The sequence below is a fragment of the Bifidobacterium sp. M0353 genome (assembly GCF_016100645.1).
GTDB classification, from domain to species: Bacteria; Actinomycetota; Actinomycetes; order Actinomycetales; family Bifidobacteriaceae; genus Bombiscardovia; species Bombiscardovia choladohabitans.
The window spans coordinates 46457-64834 of the sequence record NZ_JACFSB010000002.1 but is presented as its reverse complement, the minus strand read 5'-3'; the positions used below and the strand labels follow the sequence as shown (position 1 = coordinate 64834).

Sequence of the window (18378 nt, the reverse complement as noted above, 5' to 3'; positions counted from 1 at the left end):
TAAGTTGCGCTGGTTCCGACGCGTCGATTCGTTCAGACCTGGGCGGACAGCCTGGCCACAATTCGCTGCAGCAAGTTGCGTACGCCCTCAGACATGGGGGAATCGTCGAGACCGCCCGCAGCTCGTTGCAGATAGTCCTTGGCGATTCGCCGACTGCTCTCCATCAACTGGGGGTGGGCTCTGAGGTAGTCGACCACCAGGTCGGGATCATCCTGTTGGACCAAAGTTCTGAAGTTCTCATCCTCCTGGAATCCCAGTAGAACCGGCAGAGTGTAGATTCCGTCGCGAATGTCCTCCAGCTTGGGCTTGCCTGTGTCACGATTCAGATCGAAATCGTTGATGTCGTCGATGATCTGGAAGGCCATGCCAAGATTGCCGCCGAAGTCTCTGGCGGTCCGTTCCAAGGCCGGGTCAGTTGGCTGGCCATCAAGGCGGATCCCGGTCAGGCAGGCCAGGCGGAAGAGGGCTGCGGTTTTTCCCGAGATGGCTCGGTTGTAATCGTCGATGGTGATGTGGGTGTGGTGACGGTCGGACTCTTGGTAGAGCTCGCCGCCGACAATCTCGCAGACCGTACCGGCCTGCTCACGGATAAAGGCTGTGTCAGGGGCGATGGAGGCCATGATCTCCATGTAGCGGGAGAGGATCAGGTCTCCCAGATAGATGGCGGCCTTGTTGCCCCGCATGGTGTGGACCGTGGGCTTGTTGCGGCGGATGGGGGCGTTGTCCAGAACGTCGTCGTGGACCAAGGTAGCCAGATGAAGCATCTCGATGGCGGCGGCGCCGGTGATGACGGTGTCGTTCAGCTGCCCTCCGGTCCCTGATCCGGACCGGGCAAAGAGGACCACCATGGCGGCGCGAATCATCTTGCCGTGGTTGTCCAGCAGTCGACGGTAATCCTCCTGATAGGGGGCCACATGGGTACGTTCCTGGTGCAGGCGGTCAACGACCCGCTCAAGATCCTTGCGCAACAGGAGCTCTTGTCCTTCTGCCATGGAGGTACGCTCCCTCTATCTCGTTAAGAACCGCAACGTATCCAATATACCAAGACCGGGGCCAGCCCTGAAGATTGTCGGCCCGGTCCTGGCTGTCGTCGCAATCACTGTGGTCAAGCTAACATCCAACGTGCCAGCCTGCTGCTGTGACGCCGAGGCCTGAACCCGATTCGTAAGGGGGCTGCATAGATCGGCCTGGGAGCGAAGCCGGGTGAAGTAGGCTAGGTGTATGAGTCAGCATTACCAAGCGGATCAGGTCTCCCCACAAGGCGGCGAGGGAGAGCACGATCGACCGCTGTCCGTTTCGGCCCGGCTGGGGCGACTTCAGTTCCATTACTCGGGCAAGTTCAGACTTCTGCAGCTGGCCGACGTCCAGGAGGGCCCCAAGGTCTCTCCGGACACAATCAGGCTGATAGGCGCGGCTTGCGATGCGGCAAAGCCCGATCTGGTGGTCTTCTCGGGCAACCAGGTGGCCGGTTACGACACGGCATACGAGCACACCTTCCGTAAGAGACGTTGGAGCACCCCTCTGGACGGCATCTATTCGGCTGGTCTGAGCATGGGCGGCGCACTGGGACTTGGGGGAGCCTCTCTGAAACGATCCTCCAAGCCCCGGGAGGATCAAGCAGCCGCGGACCGTCGGGAACCGGACCGCAGGGATGCCGAGCGTGTACGTCAGCAGAACATCAAGCACACCGAGGATCTGGTCCGCAGAACCGTTGGTCTGATCACCGGCCCGTTGGTCGAACGCGGGATTCCCTTCGTCGCCACCTATGGCAACCACGATTTTCAGTGCGGTCTGGATACCGATCAGATGGATGCCATCTATCGGGAGGTGCCTGGCTGTCTGAACCCGGAGGCTACGGTCGCCCATCCTGATCGGGTCCATGCGCTGATCGGGTCGGCCCTGCCCTCCCAGACGGCCTTTGTCTGCGCCCCGGGTACTTTCGCCCTGCCTGTGGCGGATTGCGACGGAAACGGGGTGGTCATGGGACTGGTCCTTCTGGACTCTGGTGACTATGCCCGAGCAGGCGGCTACGGTTCACCTTCGGACCAGGCCCTGGACTTTCTGGCGGCTGCTCCCGACCTTCTGGGCAACCGGTCCATAATCTTCCAGCACATGCCCATCCCCCAGTTCTATGATCTGCTCAAGCCGGTGCCAGCCACCACAGCCTATGCGGTCCAGGGCTATCGAAGCTTCGACTCCCGTTGCTACATCCTGGACGAATCGCGCACCTGCCCGGGCTCATACCTGGGCGAGGGCGTCTCCTGTCCTGACGAGGACAGCGGCGAGTATGATCTGCTGACCCGGAACCGGGGCTACTTCGCCCTCTTCGCAGGGCATGACCATCGCAATGGCTTCGTCGGACGCAGCGGGGATCTGACGTTGGGGGCCACGCCCACGTGCGGATTCGGCTCCTACGGTCCGGTGCCCAGCAAGCGGGCGGCACGGCTCTTCGAGTTCGACATCCGCCATCCGCATCATCCGCGTACCCAGCTCCTGGAGTTCGGGCAATTGGTGGGGCGGCCGGGATCCCATAAGGTCTACACCTTCGCCATGAGCCATGTGCCCACCTCTACCGGGGACGCTGTCAACCTCTTGCGTCGGCCCGGATTTCTGGCGGGCGGCCTGACGGCCCTGGCAGGGCTGATCGCCTCCTGGGGTTCCACCAAGCGGCGATCAGGACCAAGGGGTTAGGAATTCCCGCTCAGGCCCTACGACGGGCGGGAGAAGAGGCTCGTAGCAGGGCTTCGGTCAGGTATTTGCCGGCGGCCATGACCAGGGGGGCGTAGCGCCTTCCCGGCGTGGTGGACATGCGGTTGACCGGTCCGGAGATGGATATGGCGGCCATGACCTGCCCGGATCCGTTGCGGATGGGGGCCGAGATGGAACAGACACCCTCTTCCCGCTCGTTGATGGACTCGGCCCAGCCGCGCTTGCGGACCGTAGCCAGGGTCGCTGCATTGAACTTGGCGTGTCGCAGACCCTGATGGAGGCGCTCAGGTTCCTCCCAGGCCAGCAGAATCTGTGCCGCTGACCCGGCCTCCATGGACAGCAGAGCGCCTACGGGGATGGAGTCACGCAGGCCCGAGGCGCGTTCCACCGCGGCGATGCAGACCCGGACCTCGCCCTGGCGGCGGAAAATCTGGGCCGACTCGCCCGAACGGTTGAGCAGTGTATGCAGGATGGGCCCCGAGGCGGTCAGCAGTCGATCCTCGCCGGCGGCGGCGGCCAGTTCGGCGAAGCGGGAACCCAGGACGAAGCGGCCATGCGCGTCCCGCAGCACGAAGCGGTGGCGCTCCAAGGCGATGGCCAACCGGTGGGCTGTGGGTCGGGCCAACCCGGTGGCGTTGACCAGCTGGCCCAGGGTCATGGGTCCGGTCTCCAGGGTGTCCAGAATTCGCACCGTCTTGTCCAGAACGCCGACGCCCGAATGAATCTCCTCCTGATGCATGTTTGGATCGTTTACGGAGGGATATCTGTCGTCGTCGTTCATAGAAGGTGTGTCCATGGTTGAATTATGCCATCTCAGTATATGAAATGCAAAAGTTCATAACGGTTGGGCAGTTCCATACTCGGTGGTAAGAGGCCGGCGGGGTGCCGATGAGGTTGGCGCCCTGGCCGGTCGTAGGCTTTCAGGAGGCGATATGGGACGCACAATGGCGGAAAAGGTCTGGACCGATCATTTGGTCAGAAAGGGCCAAGGCGGCGAGCCCGATCTGATCTACATCGATCTGCAGCTCATGCACGAGGTGACCAGTCCACAGGCTTTCGAGGGTCTGCGCCTGGCAGGCCGGAAGATTCGTCACGTGGACCAGGTCATCGCCACCGAGGATCACAACACCCCCACCATCGACATCGATCGGCCCATCGCCGACAAGGTTTCGGCCCTGCAGATCTCCACCCTGGAGCGCAACTGCCGTGAGTTCGGCGTCCGTCTGCTTCCATTGGGGAATGCCGACCAGGGCATCGTGCATGCTTTTGCACCCGTCTTGGGGCTGACCCAGCCCGGCATGACCATCGTCTGCGGCGATTCGCATACCTCGACCCACGGGGCCTTCGGGGCCCTGGCTTTCGGCATCGGCACCTCCGAGGTGGAGCATGTCCTGGCCACCCAGACTCTGAGCCTGAAGCCTTTCAAGACCATGGCCATCACCGTCCGCGGGCAGCTCAAGCCGGGCGTAGGCGCCAAGGACGTCATCCTGGCTGTCATCGCCAAAATCGGCACGGGCGGCGGCCAAGGGCACGTTCTGGAGTACCGGGGCGAGGCCATTCGGCGGATGTCCATGGACGCACGCATGACCATCTGCAACATGTCCATCGAGGCAGGGGCCAGGGCCGGGATGATTGCGCCGGACGAGACCACCTTCGCCTACCTGGAGGGCCGGCCGCATGCCCCCAAGGGGGCCATGTGGGATCAGGCCCTGGACTACTGGCGGACCCTCCCCACCGATCCGGATGCAGTCTTCGACAAGGAGGTCATCCTGGATGCCGACCAGCTGACCCCCTACGTGACCTGGGGCACCAATCCCGGACAGGGCCTGCCCATAGCTGCTGATGTGCCTGTGCCCGAAAAGATCGCCGATCCGGCCAAGCGCCAGGCAGCCCAGGAGGCCATCGACTATATGGGTCTGAAGCCGGGGATGCCCATCCGCGACATCGCCGTGGACACTGTGTTCATCGGCTCCTGCACCAATGGGCGCATCGAGGATCTGCGCGCGGCAGCGGCCATCATGAAGGGGCATCACAAGGCCAAGAACCTGCATCGCGTCCTGGTGGTTCCGGCTTCTTCGCGCGTTCGCATTCAGGCCGAAAAGGAGGGGCTGGACCGCATCTTCGAGGACTTCGGAGCCGAATGGCGCAACGCCGGCTGCTCCATGTGCCTGGGAATGAACCCCGACCAGCTGGTGCCGGGAGAGCGTTCCATCTCCACATCCAACCGCAACTTCCAGGGTCGTCAGGGCAAGGGCGGCAGGACGCATCTGGCCTCGCCAGAGGTGGCTGCTGCGACGGCCATCAAGGGAACCATCTGCTCCCCTGCCGATCTGTAAGCCCATCAATCATTCGTCATCATCATCGCCATCCAGCAGGCAGGAGGTCATCATGGAGCCACTTTCCGTTGTAACCGGGGTCGGGGTGCCCTTGCACCGCTCCAACGTAGACACTGACCAAATCATCCCCGCCGTATTCCTGAAGCGGGTGAAGAAGACAGGCTTCGAGGATGCGCTCTTCTACGCCTGGCGAAGGGATCCGAATTTCGTACTCAACCGGCCCGAATATTCGGGTGCCCGCATCCTGGTGGCCGGACCGGACTTCGGCATCGGCTCCTCGCGCGAGCATGCGGTCTGGGCTCTGCGGGACTATGGCTTCCGCGTGGTCATCGCCCCCCGCTTCGCCGACATCTTCTATGGGAATACCGCCAAGAATGGGGTCCTGGCCGCCATCATGCCCCAGGAATCAGTGGAGTTGCTCTGGAAGATCCTGGAGGAGGACCCCGGCACCGAGATGACCGTGGACCTGGGCGCTCGCACGGTCACCTGCGCGGATGTGACCCTGCCCTTCCAAGTGGACGATTACGTGCGATGGCGGCTCATGAACGGCTACGACGATATTGATCTGACCTTGCAGCATGAGGATGACATTCGTGCTTATGAGCGCATTCGGGCCGAGCGTTTCCCCTTCAAGCCTCGCACCCTGCCGGCCCGGCACATGCCGGAAGAGCCGGTCACTTCAGCCAGGGAGGGTCAAATCGACTGGCCTGGGCCCCTGGCTGACCGCGGCATCATCTGACCGACGGGCCGTGTGCCCTTATATGAAAGTCATTCGCCCCTTCTTCGCCTACCATGGAATGTGACAGTCATTGGTCGACTGTGACCGGTTGGCAAGCAAAGAGGGGCGATTATCATGAGGCACAGCAGCGGCGATGTGCACAACTGGGGCGTTCGACAGGCAGTGAATGCCCTAAGTGCTTTTGCTTTCATCTATGTGGCCATTGAGACATTGGCAGGTCTTTTGGGAGGCAAGGTGGTGCTGCCTGCTCTTTTCCCGCATGCTTCCAAGGAGCAATACAACGGTCCTTTAGGTGACTGGACAGTGGTTATCTCCGTGGTGCTGGCCCTGCTGTTTGCCTTGATCAGTCAATGGCCGGTCATCGTAGGCCATGAACGGCATGGCCAGGACCAGGTGCGTTGGGTCACTGCGCGCCGATTCAGCCTGCTGGCGTTGATCATCGCCCTGGCCTGCTTCTTCCTCAGTCAGCTGGTGGCCGGTGCGGCCAACTCTGGACTGAGCGCCATTCTGTCCGGTACTGGTCTGCATCCGCCGACCGCATCCGACGACGGCGGCATGGAAACGCCGATCATGCTCTTCTATGGCATTCTTCTGGGGCCCTTTGCCGAGGAGCTGGTCTTCCGAGGGGTCATCATGAATGGCTTGCGCCGCTTTGGCCGAGTGTTCGCCATCATTACCTCTTCTCTGCTTTTCGGCTTCATGCATGGTTCCTTGGTCCAGGGTCTGTTCGGTTTCATTTCCGGCCTGGTTCTGGGCTATCTGGCCATGGAGTACGGGTTGGTCTGGTCCCTGTTGGTGCACATGCTCAACAATGCCTTCTCTTCGGGTCTGCTGGCCAAGTACATGCCCCTGGCACCCGAGGTGGTTCGCATCGGCCTGGGTCTGCTGATGATCCTGGTGCTGCTGACCGGAGTCGTCGGACTGCTGTTCAAACTAAGGACTCTCCGTGATTACTGCCGGAGCAATCGCGCTCCCAAGGGGATATACGCTTCCTGGAGGGCGCCTTGGTTCCTGCTCTTCTGCCTGGCATGCCTGCTGATGGCCCTGAGCGAATTCGTGCCGGGGCTGGCCTGAGCAGACGGTCGATGGCGCTGGCCCATTGTCGGGATTCCGTCGAGGGAAGGGCGGGGTCGGGCTAGACTCGGGTATGTAGTGTTGATATGAACATGGGGAAAGGTTCGTGTCGCTGGACGCCCTTGACGGTCGTACGGTAGTGCATGAAGGGGAAGGATCATCGACGGATGAGGGATGATGAGGATCGCGACAGCGGCAGTGAATCTGCCGATGCCCAAAGCGATCAGGGGCGCTTGAAGGTGTCTCGCTCCTCTATTGCCCTCATGACTGCAAGCCACAGTGCCAGCAAGGACTACGCACGCCACTGGGACTATGAGGAAGGGTCCATCAGCCTGCCACCCTTGAGCCTGCCGGGGGAGGCCGTGGATGATGGCTTGGCCTACCCGGGGCGGATAGCCCATAGGAAGACTGCTCTTCTGGGTGATGACGGAGCTGGTGGCAAAGGGCACAAGGGTGCCATGCCAGTCGGTGAACGACCCTCGGTGCTTCCCGGGTCCTATGATTTTTTGAACTCGGTCACCATGGCCAGTCAACCGGAGGTTCCCACATTTCCCCCGGAAGACCTGCCAGTTGACGGGCAAAGCGGAAAGGATTCCGGCCAAGAGTCATCCCCGCGGCGTGTGGTGGTGCGCCGAGAGCTGGAGGCTTCCAAGGCCACCGGGACGGCCACAGAGATTTCGGCACAGCCTGAGAAGCCTGCAGTCAAGGTCGTCTGGTCCTGGACCAAGCCCGAGACGAACAAAGGCCCGGTCTTCTCCTGGAATATGCCCAAGCGTCGTAAGCCGTCCACAAGCACCCGTGCAGGCAAACCTGCAGCTTCCGCACCGTCTGCCAATGCTGTCGACTCCGCTGTCCCGATACCTTCCAAGGTCGAGCAGGAGTCGTCAAAAGCTTCCGCTCCCGTTCCTTCCGCAGTCGAAACAGCCGAACCCAAGTCGATGACTACGGCCGGGGCGCCCTCGGCTTCCGGATCTGAGGATCCGATGTCCGCGAAACCGAATCCGGAGGTCTCTGCGCCCGCAGCTTCTGCTGGTGCGCCTGCGACACCCGTGGTATTCGCCGACCGACCGGTCGTTGTCCGTCGTTCGGTTGCGGACTGGGATTCCCTGGTCACTGGTTCCCCGGCTCCGGCGGAGAACGGTGCTGCTGCACGATCCGTGGCCAGCGGAGCCGATCATCAGGGGCGTCGGGTCTGTTCGACTCCACGGGTAGTCGCTCAGCCTGCCGCAGTCGCCGGTGACGCCACCGGCGGTCGGGTCGTTTCGTCAAAGGCTGTCGACGGACAGGGGGCGGCGCGCGCGCAAAGGGATTATGTCGGTCAGCCCGCGCAGATCGGCCAAGGAGGCATTGCCGTTCAGCCTGCCCCCTCTGAATCTTCCGTGTCTGGGAATGCAGCTCCAGGGATGCAGTCGGTCGTTCAGTTTGCGTCTTCGCCGACATCCGTATCCTCTCCAGGTGCTTCGGTGGCTCTCGCCGCCAAGGCTGCCGAGGCTGCTGCAGCTGCTGTGGCTGCCAAGGCCGAGTCCGCCGGAACCGAGGATACCGCGACGGATGCAACCAAGCCGTCTGGCTCTTCGCATGGTCCTCATCTGGGCCTTTCCACCAGAGGTCGTAAAAGGAGTGGGGGAGCACGTCGGTCGTCCAAGCGGCGATCTGCTCGTAACCGCACCCGTCCTTCAGTCGAGTCGGCAGCCCCCAGGGTCGTTTCCAATGTTTCGGCAGAATCCGTCCCGGGAGCAAGCCGACCGGCACCCGTCAGTTCGCAGCCGATTGTCGTTCCAAGTGAACTTGATACTGCCACGCCAGCCGCTGCAGTTGCGGCCCAGCCGCAGGCTCAGGCGGAACCGCAGACGGCCAAGCCCGTTGTCAAAAAGTCCATCGCCTACACGGCCAGTTCGGGGGTTCTCCACGCCGTCAACGGCCAGGCTGCCTTCGCTTTCGTCTACCTGGCCATATCCGTTCTGGTGCTCATGGTCGGTTCGGGGATGATCCTGCCTGTCATCATGGAGCAGGTCAAGGACCCCAGATCCATCGCCTTCCTATCCGATGGGATTACCCTCCTTTCGGTCCTGCTGGCGCTGACTTATGCCTGCATTTCAGAGTGGAGCGTTATTCGAGGTGAGGATCAGCGAGGACAGGACGCCGTTCATTGGCGCACAGACAGAAGAATGACGCTGGCGGCTCTGATGGCCCTTGTAGCGGTGCTCCTGCTCGGCCAGGGGATGGTCCATGAACTGAACAAATTCCTCAACCACTTCTGCCTGCTTCTGCACATCCCCTCCCTGGCCTCGCGCAGCCTGCTGGTCACAGGCGCTTCCTCGCCGATGATGGCCCTGTACGCCCTCCTGGCGGTTCCCCTGGCTGAGGAGCTGGTGTTCCGTGGCATCATCCTCAACGGACTGCGTCGGTTTGGCCGAGTTTTTGCCATCCTGACCGCATCCCTGCTCTGCGCCCTGCTCCAGTGTGATCCGGTCTCTGGGCTTTGGATTTTCCTGCTGGGGCTGGCATTGGGATACTGCTCCCTGGAGTATGGTCTGATCTGGGCCATCGGAGCCCGTGTGGTCGGCGATCTGCTCTTCTCCGGCCTGCCCAACCGCTATCTGATGAACGCTCCGCGAACCGCCCGTCTGTCGGTTTTGGCAGTGGCTCTGGTCTTGGTTCTGGCTGGGTTGCTCATGTTCTTCCTGCACCGCGCCAGCCTCTTGGATTACCGGCGGCGCTATCGAGCGCCTAAGGGAACCTATGTGTCCTGGAGGCAGCCCTGGTTTCTGCTCTATTTGCTGCTCTGCCTGCTGCTGGCAATCTTCAAGTTCGTGCCCGGCCTGCTCTAGAGCATGACGTATGGGTGCCGCCGGTGTTGGCGTAGACTTGGACCAGCTGGAGGTCGGTGCTGAACGGCCAAACCTGCAGAGGATCATGAAAGGGCATGGTGACATGGGGCAGACAGCGACGGCAGCCGATGCGTCAGGGACTGGGCAGACTCAGAAGCCCAGACGAGGCACGGCGGATCGCGCATGGATGAGTGCGGCCAGGGGCATGCTCAACCGCCAGGCCGCCCTGTTGCTGGTCTACCTGCTTATCATCAACAGCGTCGGCCTTCTGTTCGGTGTTCTGGCTCAGATGGAGTGGAATGCCGTGTTCGATCCGGTGCCTGCTCACTCGGGATTTATATATGTGATGAGCCATGCCGACAAGGAGTATGGGGGCATCATCAATCTGATCGCCGCCTGCACAGGCCTCTGCTTCCTGGTTTTCACACGACGCCGGCAGATCTGCGACTCCGGTCCCTCGGGCATTTTCCACACTGATCTGCACCCCATGACCTGGCAGGTTCTGCTGGGATGCTTTGCGCTGACGCTGACCGGGCAGACCCTGGCTGACTGGTATCAGTCGGGCATGGACTGGACTGCGGCGCGGTTGGGAGTGCAGCAGTCCTGGACTACGACCCAGCAGATCCAGCAGGCCTCGGGTACCATTCCCATGTTTATATACGTCAGCCTGCTGGCCCCCGTCATCGAGGAGCTGGTCTTCAGAGGGGCCATCCTGAACGCGTTGAAACCCTATGGGCACGTCTTCGCCATCGTCACCTCCGCCGTTATGTTCGGCTTCTTCCATGGCGACCTTGGCCAGGGGTTCTTTGCTTTCATCATGGGTCTGCTCCTGGGCTATCTGGCCTGCGAATACTCCATCTTCTGGTCCATGGCCCTGCACGTGTTCAACAACCTGGTCGTCAGCGACGGGTTGGAAGTCCTTCTCGGGTTCATGAGCGACAACATGTCCTCCTACATAAACGTGCTCATGATGCTGGCAGGCATGATGGCGGCCGTTCTGGTGCTTTACCTGGGCCGTCATCGGATTGCCGCTTTTCTGCATGAAAACCGCACCTACACGAACGTCTATGGCGCCTGGGCCTGCCCATTCTTCATCATGCTGCTGCTGATCATGGGCTTCACCATGCTGACCCCCTTCGTTTCAGCCGGCGCCTGACCAGTATCTGACAGGGTGGACGCTCTATGCCTGAGGCGACAATTCACGGTGTCCCCACACCCCCTGTGGCAGACTTGCAATAAGGGCCGATGATGTGCCAAAGCCCGGCTCTGAGCGGATACGAGAAAGAAGCCGATAAATGCCCAAGGTGAATACTCAGGATGATGTGCTGCATGTGGTGGGCGGCAGGCCCCTGCATGGCACCATACAGGTCCGTGGGGCCAAGAACTTCGTCAGCAAGGCCATGGTGGCCGCCCTTCTGGCTCCGGGTGTCTCGGTACTCAAGAATGTGCCTGTAATCCGCGATGTCCAGGTGGTTTCGGATCTGCTGAGGCTTCACGGTGTCAAGGTGGACGTTCGTCCTCAGGAGGGCGTGGTCACCATCGATGCCAGCCATGTGGAGCTGGCTGATGTGGCCGATGTGGACACCCTGTCGGGCTCTTCCCGCATACCCATCCTCTTCTCCGGGCCGCTCCTGCACCGGATGGGGGAGGCGTTCATCCCCGTTCTGGGCGGCTGCCGCATTGGAAGCAGACCCATCGACTTCCATCTGGAGACCCTGCGCAAGCTGGGGGCCAATGTCGACAAGGAGCATGAGGCCGGCATCCACATCACAGCGCCGGACGGCCTGCATGGGGCCAAGATCCACCTGCCCTACCCCTCGGTGGGCGCAACGGAGCAGACCCTGTTGGCGGCAGTCCTGGCCGAGGGGCGTACCGAGCTGTCAGGCGCGGCTACCGAGCCCGAAATCATGGACTTGGTGGCGGTTCTGCAGAAGATGGGTGCGCAAATCTCCGTGGACGTGGACAGGACCATCCGCATCGAGGGTGTGCCCTCCCTGAAGGGGTTCACCCATACCTCCCTGCCCGACCGGATCGAAGCCGCCTCCTGGGCCTCCGCCGCCCTGGCCACCCATGGCGACATCATGGTCAAGGGCGCCCACCAGCCCGACATGATGACCTACCTGAACGTCTTCCGCAAGATCGGCGGCCAGTTCGACGTGCGCGACGACGGCATCCGCTTCTGGCATCCGGGCGGCGACCTGCGGCCCGTGGCCATCGAGACCGACGTGCACCCCGGATTCATGACAGACTGGCAGCAGCCCCTGGTGGTGGCCCTCACCCAGGCCAAGGGTCTTTCCATCGTTCACGAGACCGTCTATGAGAATCGCTTCGGCTTCACCAAGCCGCTTATTCAGATGGGCGCCACCATCCAGCTCTACAAGGAGTGCCTGGGATCCCTGCCCTGCCGCTTCCAGCAGCGCAACTTCAACCACTCGGCGGTCATCTTCGGGCCCACCCCGCTGACCGGCCAGGACATCGATGTGCCCGACCTGCGTGGCGGCTTCAGCCACCTGATCGCCGCACTGACGGCCTCCGGCCCCTCCACCGTCCATGGCATATCCCTGATCGACCGCGGCTACGAGGACTTCCGCGACAAGCTGCTGGCCCTGGACGCGCAGATCGACTGATCCGGCGGACATAGATGGCTTCCAAAGGCAAACCCTCCCCCCGGTCTGCGGTGCCCGCCCTGTCCGACCGGCAGGTGGCCCTGCTGGCCCAACGGCACAGGTTGGTGGATCCAACGCGCTACTATCCCACTGGACATCGCACACCGGCACTGGACGAGATAGACGGCCAGCACCCCGTGGGGACCACCCGCCTATTGCGCGGGGTCTCCCAGGTGGTGCGTGACTCCTGCCGGGTCTATGCCTGGGGGTTGGAGCGGGTTCCGGAGACCGGGCCCTTTATCACCGCAGCCACCCATGTGACCCAGTTCGACGTTTTCATTCCCATGATGGCCCTCTTCCACCTGGGTCGTCGGCCCCGCTATATGGCCAAGGCCGAGATGGCCCATTGGCCCCTTATCGGCAGCTGGTTCCGCATGGTGGGCATGCAGCCGGTTGAACGCAAGTCCGGCAAGGCCAGGTCAATTGAGGAGGAGTCGATCAGCATCATCACCTCGGGCAGGCCGCTGACCATCTGGCCCGAGGGGACCGTGACCCGTGACCCGCTGAAGTGGCCCATGTCGCTCAAGCCCGGGGTCGGATTCATCGCCTTGGAGGCGTCGCGGCAGCTGGGTCGTATGGTCCCACTCTATCCCAGCATCACCTGGGGGGCTGCTTCGATCAACCACAAGTGGCCCTGGCCTCGCAAGAACGTGGTCATGTGTTATGACAGGCTCCTTGACTATTCCGACCTACTGGAAGATATGGATCAGTGGGGTGCGGAACCTCCCAAGCAATCCGTACATGCCCTCTGCGTCCGCCTGCGCAATCGGATGGAAGAGGTCATGGCCGAGATCCGTGGCGAGGAGCCCCCGAAGGCTGGATATTTCGATTATGTGACCATGACCCGTCGGCCCAGAAGCGAGCAATAAGGCCGGAACCCGCCCCTAATTCCTGCTGCCTGGCGGTGGTGTCATAGGATGGTAGAGACAAGAATGAGGCTGCTGGTCGGCGTTCCCGTGCGCACGGCATTATGCAAAGGAGAATGATGACGAAGATCGCGGTATTGGGAGCAGGCGCATGGGGAACCGCTTTTGCCCAGGTATTGGCTGATGCAGGCAATCAGGTGGTCATGTGGGACATCGACCCGGATGTCGTGGGCGAAATCAACAGTCAACATTCGAATACTCGCCGTCTGCCGAACGTGAAGAGGTTGCCAGACGCCATCATCGCTGAGAGCGACCGGGCCGAGGCAGTCTCGGGTGCAGAAATCGTGGTCGTGGCCATAGCCGCTCAGCACGCCTGTGAGGCCTTGACGCAATTCAAGGGTCTGCTGGGTCATGATGCCATTGCGGTTTCCCTGATGAAGGGGATTGAACGGGCTACCGACAGGCGGATGGATCAGGTGGTCTGCCAGACGCTGGATCTGGTCCCAACCAGGTTTGCGGCCGTATCCGGTCCCAACCTGAGCAAGGAGGTGGCCGCCCGCGAACCGAGCGCCACCGTGGTCGCCAGCGCGGATGCCGATACCGCCATGAGAGTAGCCCGTGCCTGCACGACCGACTATTTCAAGGCCTTCGTCTCTGACGATGTGATCGGCCTGGAAATGTGCGGGTCGCTGAAGAACGTCACTGCACTGGCTGTGGGGATGTCACGGGGGGCTGGATTCGGGGAGAACACAGCCGCCATGATCCAGGCCAGGGGGCTGGCTGAACTCACTGCCTTGGGGGAGGCCTGCGGTGCCAAGTCCAAGACCTTCGCGGGTCTTGCCGGGGTGGGCGACCTGGTGGCCACCTGTGGGTCGTCCCTGAGCAGGAACTATACTTTCGGCTTCAATCTGGGTCAGGGCAAAAGCATTGAGGAGGCCACCCGCGTCAGCAAGGGTGTCGCCGAGGGCGTACCCACCACTGATGCTGTCGTCGCCCTGGGCAAGCGCTACCAGGTGGCGACCCCGCTGGCTACGGCCATGAGCCATGTGCTGGATCAGGGTCTGAGCTGCCGGGGCATGATTGACGAGCTGTTCGGCGGACAGATTACTGCAGAGTGAATCTGGTGGCCGTCAGAAAATTCTGATGGCTATAGGGGCGCGAAGGCTGTGAAGCCGGTGCTCTCAACCTTCTGCTCGATGATAAACGGTTTTCCAAATCAATCGCGTGTCTGACTTATCTGGTCCCTGCTTCTGCCCCGGTACGCCCGTTCGTGCCAAGCTTGTGGATGAGCAACCCTGACCAGGCCATGCTGCTCTCCAAGGGGATATTCTGCTGTCTTGAATGATGTATCTGCCCGGGCAGGTACATGAGGTTGAAAATCATGTCCAGGATGAGGAAAGCCGAGGAATGATGGTCAGGAAACGTGTTGTGGTGCTCTATGGCGGGCGTGCCGACGAACATTCCATATCCTGCGTGTCGGCGGCCGGCGTGCTCAATGCCATCGATACCCACCGATACGACCCCATTCCCATAGGCATCACCAAGGACGGTCGTTGGACCATCGGCGGCCAGGATCCCAGGCAGTGGGGTCTGGGCGATGCCAGTCTGCCAACCGTGCAGATAACCGAAGGCAGCCGTCCGGTCATCCTCGACATGGCTCGTGGCAGGGATGGGTTTCTAATCGGCGACCATGCCGACCTGGTCTCTGGAGCCGAGCCTTCCAGGACGGTTGGTTCTTTGGAGCCTTTGGGACATGTTGATGCGGTCTTTCCGGTGCTCCACGGCCCATACGGTGAGGACGGCACCCTGCAGGGCCTGCTTGAAATGATGGGCCTGCCCTACGTCGGATGCGGGGTTTTCGCCTCTGCTGCATGCATGGACAAGCACTACACCAAGATCCTGCTCAGCCTAGCCGGCATACCCGTGGCTCCCGGCATCACCATTGACTCCCGTGAACACCGGTCCGGGGCCAACCTGTTGGCTGCTGTGCAGAAGGCGGAGCTGCATTATCCTCTCTTCGTCAAGCCCTCCCGTGCAGGATCCAGCTTTGGTGTGGTCAAGGTGGAAGAGCCTCAAGCCGAAGCCCTGGCTGCCGCAGTCGCCGAGGCCGCGAAGCATGACTGGCGGGTCCTGATGGAGGAGGGCATTGAGGGGCGGGAGATCGAGTGCGCCGTGCTCGCCTCAAACAAGGACAGAAAGCCCCGTACTGCCTGGCCTGGCGAGGTGGTGCTGGACAAGGCTGATCAGGACGAGGCCTTCTATGACTTCGACAGCAAGTATGTAGACTCCTCCGCCTCCCACGTGGAGGTTCCCGCGGATCTGCCGGAGGAGACTCTTCAGAAGGTTCGCGACCTGGCTGCCAAGGCTTTCAGAACCGTGGATGGTGCCGGTCTGAGCCGTGTCGACTGCTTTGTGACGCCCGAGGGCAGGGTCATTGTCAACGAGATCAACACCATGCCTGGCTTTACGCCCATCTCCATGTATGCCAAGGCTTGGGAAGCCACGGGGATCACCTACACCGATCTGATCACCGATCTGATTGAGGGTGTATCGGCCTGACTGCGGCAGTGAGTGCTTCCTATAATGGAAGCGTCCCCTCTTGTATCCGCTGATAAGGCAAGGTTCCCCATGGATGCTGGTCCCGTTAAGCTGCTGAGTCTGATTGCCGATAAGGGCAAGCGTTTTATCGTCCCTGTGTATCAGCGTCCCTATTCCTGGGATGAGGAACAATGCGAGCAGCTTTGGAACGATGTGCTTCACATTGGGCATTTACGCAAAAGCGCCCATTTCATGGGTTCAGTGGTATGGATTCAAGAGGGCACTATGGGTGCCGATGGGGTGACACCGGCTCTCATTATCGACGGTCAGCAGAGAATCACAACTGTAAATCTTCTCTTAGCGGCACTTGCTGACTATGCAGGCAGCCACCCAAACCAGGCCGATGAGTTGCAGTTTTCCTGCGATGAACTCACAGATGAATATCTGATTGATTCCTGTCGTGAAGGCGAAGGGCATTATCGTTTGTGCCTTTCGCAGGGTGATCGTAATAAATACGAGTCTGTCGTTCACCATTTGGAGGATCCTAAGGCTCCGATTACAAGTGAGTCCCATAGGATCATCGATAACTTTCACTGGTTCAGTGACCAATTGAAGGAGATGAAGGATCCGAACAGTGTGTGGGCTGGACTCAGGCGCTTGGAGGTAGTGTCAATCTCCTTGACGCAGGGTCAGGATGATCCACAGGCCATCTTTGAGTCCATGAACTCAACCGGTAAGGACCTTTCGACTGCAGATCTGGTTCGTAATTATGTGCTTATGCGGCAGCCCCTGGAGATGCAGGGACAGTTGTATGAAGATCATTGGAGAATAATTGAAATAAAGCTTGGCGTGGATGTCTATAATGACGTTTTTGATGATTTTCTTTATGATTGGCTTGCCATCATCAACGCCCCCAGACCAGTGCCTACACGAGACGTATACCGGTTCTTTAAAGACTACGTGACCAACAATGGCTACGATAACCATGGTCAAATAGTCGGGCTTCTTGATCAGATGAGCAAGTTTGCCGGGTATTATTCGCGCATTACTTCGAGCTCGGGGGATGATCCTGAAATAGATCGATTGTTTGATCGCATTTGTGCTCTGAATATGTCTGTCATCAACCCCTTGCTCATGACCCTTTTGGATGATTACCAGGAGGGGGACGACCTCTTCAGTCGGAGTGATTTTGTATCCATGTTGAAGCTGTTGGAGAGTTATCTCTTCCGCCGCATTGCCTGCCAGATGTCCAACAACGGGCTGAACCGGTTCTCGCTTTCGGTCATAGCACGTCTCAGACAGGTAAAGGAAGATGGGTCACCCGGCTATCGGCAGGCTTTTGAGGCAGCCTTGCTGGGCGGGGCTGGAACAAGCCATCGGATGCCTGATGACAATGAATTTCGTCAGACCCTTCTTTCGCGCGACTTCTATCCCTTTTCGCGTTGTAATTACATGTTGACGACACTGGAGAATGCGTACCATCCTAAGAACCCGATTGACTTCTCCTCCAGGAATTACACCATTGAGCATATTCTGCCCCAGAATGCGCTCGCTCATGAGCAGTGGCGGCAAATGTTGGGTGCTGATTGCGAACGGGTTTTTGCGGAGCATGTCAACAAGCTGGGTAATTTAACTCTGACCGCTTATAACTCGGAACTCTCGGATGGGCTGTTTAAGCAGAAGAGGGATCGAATTGTCGGTGGGTATCAGGATGAATACCTGTCTATTTCACGTGAGTTGCGTGGTGCGGAGACATGGAACGCTGAGTCCATCGAGGCCAGGACGTGTCGACTGGCTGACAAGGCTTTGGAAGTCTGGTCTATGCCGAAGATCGATCGTGCGACTATTGACAAGTACAAAGCTGATAAGCAGTCGAAGATTCCGACAAAGACGGTTTCTTTGCACATGTTGGGTGCCAGTGGCCTGCTGAAGCCTGGCGATCGACTGGAGAGTCTTTCCCGCAAGTATGAGGCCAGTGCCCTCATTACTGGAGAGATGATGATTAGGGTCTCGGATGGACGTGAATTTGAGAGTCCCTCGTCAGCGGCTTCACATGTTCTCAAATTGGCTGGGGCGAGCAGCAGCTCAATCAATGGCTGGACGTTTTGGGGACATGGGGGCATCAGCCTTGACGATTTTCGTTCTCGTTACCAGGTTTCGCAAGGTGATATGGAGTCTTTGGACCGCTCGAAGGTGAGGGCCATGTTCTGGGAAGGGTTCGTTGACTTCTGTAAGGCCAGGAATGACTTCATGGCCGCTTTCGGCTCGGCCTTTACCAGAGCGGACCATACGAGGTACCTGCTGAGTTTTGGCTCGCCCGTGTCCGGATGCAATCTGGCAGGCCTCATCGGCATCAGGGACGGGTACGCCACCGTTGAATTCCTCTTTCATGATCCTGTGCAATATGCGGACTTCCTTGAGCAAAAGTCTCAGGTCGAGAGCGACCTGTCGGGCCAGGAGGGTGATTTGGAATGGGATGATAAGGATGCAGACAAGAAGTCACGCCACCTGACTCTGACGAGGCATACTGATTACAAACAAGACCAATGGGATGATATCTATCGTTGGCTGGCTGACGCTTTGCTCAAGATGAAAAGCGTCAGCCAGTACGTCCGCTAG

At 60.2% G+C, this 18378-nt stretch carries 13 protein-coding genes; 11 read left to right on the top strand and 2 right to left on the bottom strand.

The window, feature by feature from the left end; translation table 11 throughout:
• Nucleotides 1-32 precede the first annotated feature (32 nt).
• On the bottom strand, nt 33-992 hold the full coding sequence (locus H3V04_RS05945; protein ID WP_198187556.1) for a polyprenyl synthetase family protein: 960 nt from the start codon (nt 990-992) through the stop codon (nt 33-35).
• Between the two features lie 229 nt (nt 993-1221).
• Here H3V04_RS05945 and H3V04_RS05940 point away from each other — a divergent pair, with 229 nt between their 5' ends.
• The gene (locus H3V04_RS05940; RefSeq protein ID WP_198178675.1) at nt 1222-2691 is read left to right on the top strand and encodes a serine/threonine protein phosphatase; all 1470 of its coding nucleotides are present in this window, start codon (nt 1222-1224) and stop codon (nt 2689-2691) included.
• A gap of 10 nt (nt 2692-2701) precedes the next feature.
• Here the strand turns inward: H3V04_RS05940 and H3V04_RS05935 are convergent, their stop codons facing one another.
• Nucleotides 2702-3490, bottom strand: a complete 789-nt coding sequence (locus H3V04_RS05935) for an IclR family transcriptional regulator (protein WP_269748688.1) — start codon at nt 3488-3490, stop codon at nt 2702-2704.
• Nucleotides 3491-3641: 151 nt separating this feature from the next.
• Between H3V04_RS05935 and leuC the strand changes: the two genes are divergently transcribed.
• From leuC to H3V04_RS05885, 10 genes are all read left to right on the top strand, one after another.
• Nucleotides 3642-5045 carry a 3-isopropylmalate dehydratase large subunit gene (gene leuC / locus H3V04_RS05930; protein ID WP_154313208.1) on the top strand — a complete coding sequence of 468 codons (1404 nt, stop codon included), beginning with the start codon at nt 3642-3644 and terminating at the stop codon, nt 5043-5045.
• Between the two features lie 52 nt (nt 5046-5097).
• The gene (leuD, locus tag H3V04_RS05925; protein ID WP_198178680.1) at nt 5098-5784 is read left to right on the top strand and encodes a 3-isopropylmalate dehydratase small subunit; all 687 of its coding nucleotides are present in this window, start codon (nt 5098-5100) and stop codon (nt 5782-5784) included.
• A 114-nt stretch (nt 5785-5898) separates the two neighbouring features.
• Nucleotides 5899-6858 carry a CPBP family intramembrane glutamic endopeptidase gene (locus H3V04_RS05920; RefSeq protein ID WP_198178682.1) on the top strand — a complete coding sequence of 320 codons (960 nt, stop codon included), beginning with the start codon at nt 5899-5901 and terminating at the stop codon, nt 6856-6858.
• Nucleotides 6859-7025: 167 nt separating this feature from the next.
• Nucleotides 7026-9689 carry a CPBP family intramembrane glutamic endopeptidase gene (locus tag H3V04_RS05915; protein ID WP_198187555.1) on the top strand — a complete coding sequence of 888 codons (2664 nt, stop codon included), beginning with the start codon at nt 7026-7028 and terminating at the stop codon, nt 9687-9689.
• Between the two features lie 103 nt (nt 9690-9792).
• Nucleotides 9793-10845: a CPBP family intramembrane glutamic endopeptidase gene (locus H3V04_RS05910; RefSeq protein WP_198187554.1), complete on the top strand. Its 1053-nt coding sequence runs from the start codon at nt 9793-9795 to the stop codon at nt 10843-10845.
• A gap of 139 nt (nt 10846-10984) precedes the next feature.
• Nucleotides 10985-12316, top strand: a complete 1332-nt coding sequence (gene murA / locus H3V04_RS05905) for a UDP-N-acetylglucosamine 1-carboxyvinyltransferase (protein WP_029677689.1) — start codon at nt 10985-10987, stop codon at nt 12314-12316.
• Nucleotides 12317-12330: 14 nt separating this feature from the next.
• On the top strand, nt 12331-13224 hold the full coding sequence (locus H3V04_RS05900; RefSeq protein ID WP_198187553.1) for a 1-acyl-sn-glycerol-3-phosphate acyltransferase: 894 nt from the start codon (nt 12331-12333) through the stop codon (nt 13222-13224).
• Between the two features lie 116 nt (nt 13225-13340).
• Nucleotides 13341-14339: an NAD(P)H-dependent glycerol-3-phosphate dehydrogenase gene (locus H3V04_RS05895; RefSeq protein WP_198187991.1), complete on the top strand. Its 999-nt coding sequence runs from the start codon at nt 13341-13343 to the stop codon at nt 14337-14339.
• Nucleotides 14340-14631: 292 nt separating this feature from the next.
• On the top strand, nt 14632-15780 hold the full coding sequence (locus tag H3V04_RS05890) for a D-alanine--D-alanine ligase family protein (RefSeq protein ID WP_198187989.1): 1149 nt from the start codon (nt 14632-14634) through the stop codon (nt 15778-15780).
• 69 nt (nt 15781-15849) lie between these two features.
• Entirely contained in the window at nt 15850-18378 is a 2529-nt protein-coding gene (locus H3V04_RS05885; protein WP_198187552.1) for a DUF4268 domain-containing protein, read from the top strand.

Coding starts and splice junctions, on each gene's coding strand:
- H3V04_RS05935 (WP_269748688.1), bottom strand. CDS start 3,490: ATGAACGACGACGACAGATATCCCTCCGTAAACGATCCAAACATGCAT.
- leuC (WP_154313208.1), top strand. CDS start 3,642: ATGGGACGCACAATGGCGGAAAAGGTCTGGACCGATCATTTGGTCAGA.
- leuD (WP_198178680.1), top strand. CDS start 5,098: ATGGAGCCACTTTCCGTTGTAACCGGGGTCGGGGTGCCCTTGCACCGC.
- H3V04_RS05885 (WP_198187552.1), top strand. CDS start 15,850: ATGGATGCTGGTCCCGTTAAGCTGCTGAGTCTGATTGCCGATAAGGGC.
- H3V04_RS05915 (WP_198187555.1), top strand. CDS start 7,026: ATGAGGGATGATGAGGATCGCGACAGCGGCAGTGAATCTGCCGATGCC.
- H3V04_RS05910 (WP_198187554.1), top strand. CDS start 9,793: ATGGGGCAGACAGCGACGGCAGCCGATGCGTCAGGGACTGGGCAGACT.
- H3V04_RS05895 (WP_198187991.1), top strand. CDS start 13,341: ATGACGAAGATCGCGGTATTGGGAGCAGGCGCATGGGGAACCGCTTTT.
- H3V04_RS05900 (WP_198187553.1), top strand. CDS start 12,331: ATGGCTTCCAAAGGCAAACCCTCCCCCCGGTCTGCGGTGCCCGCCCTG.
- H3V04_RS05945 (WP_198187556.1), bottom strand. CDS start 992: ATGGCAGAAGGACAAGAGCTCCTGTTGCGCAAGGATCTTGAGCGGGTC.
- H3V04_RS05940 (WP_198178675.1), top strand. CDS start 1,222: ATGAGTCAGCATTACCAAGCGGATCAGGTCTCCCCACAAGGCGGCGAG.
- H3V04_RS05890 (WP_198187989.1), top strand. CDS start 14,632: ATGGTCAGGAAACGTGTTGTGGTGCTCTATGGCGGGCGTGCCGACGAA.
- H3V04_RS05920 (WP_198178682.1), top strand. CDS start 5,899: ATGAGGCACAGCAGCGGCGATGTGCACAACTGGGGCGTTCGACAGGCA.
- murA (WP_029677689.1), top strand. CDS start 10,985: ATGCCCAAGGTGAATACTCAGGATGATGTGCTGCATGTGGTGGGCGGC.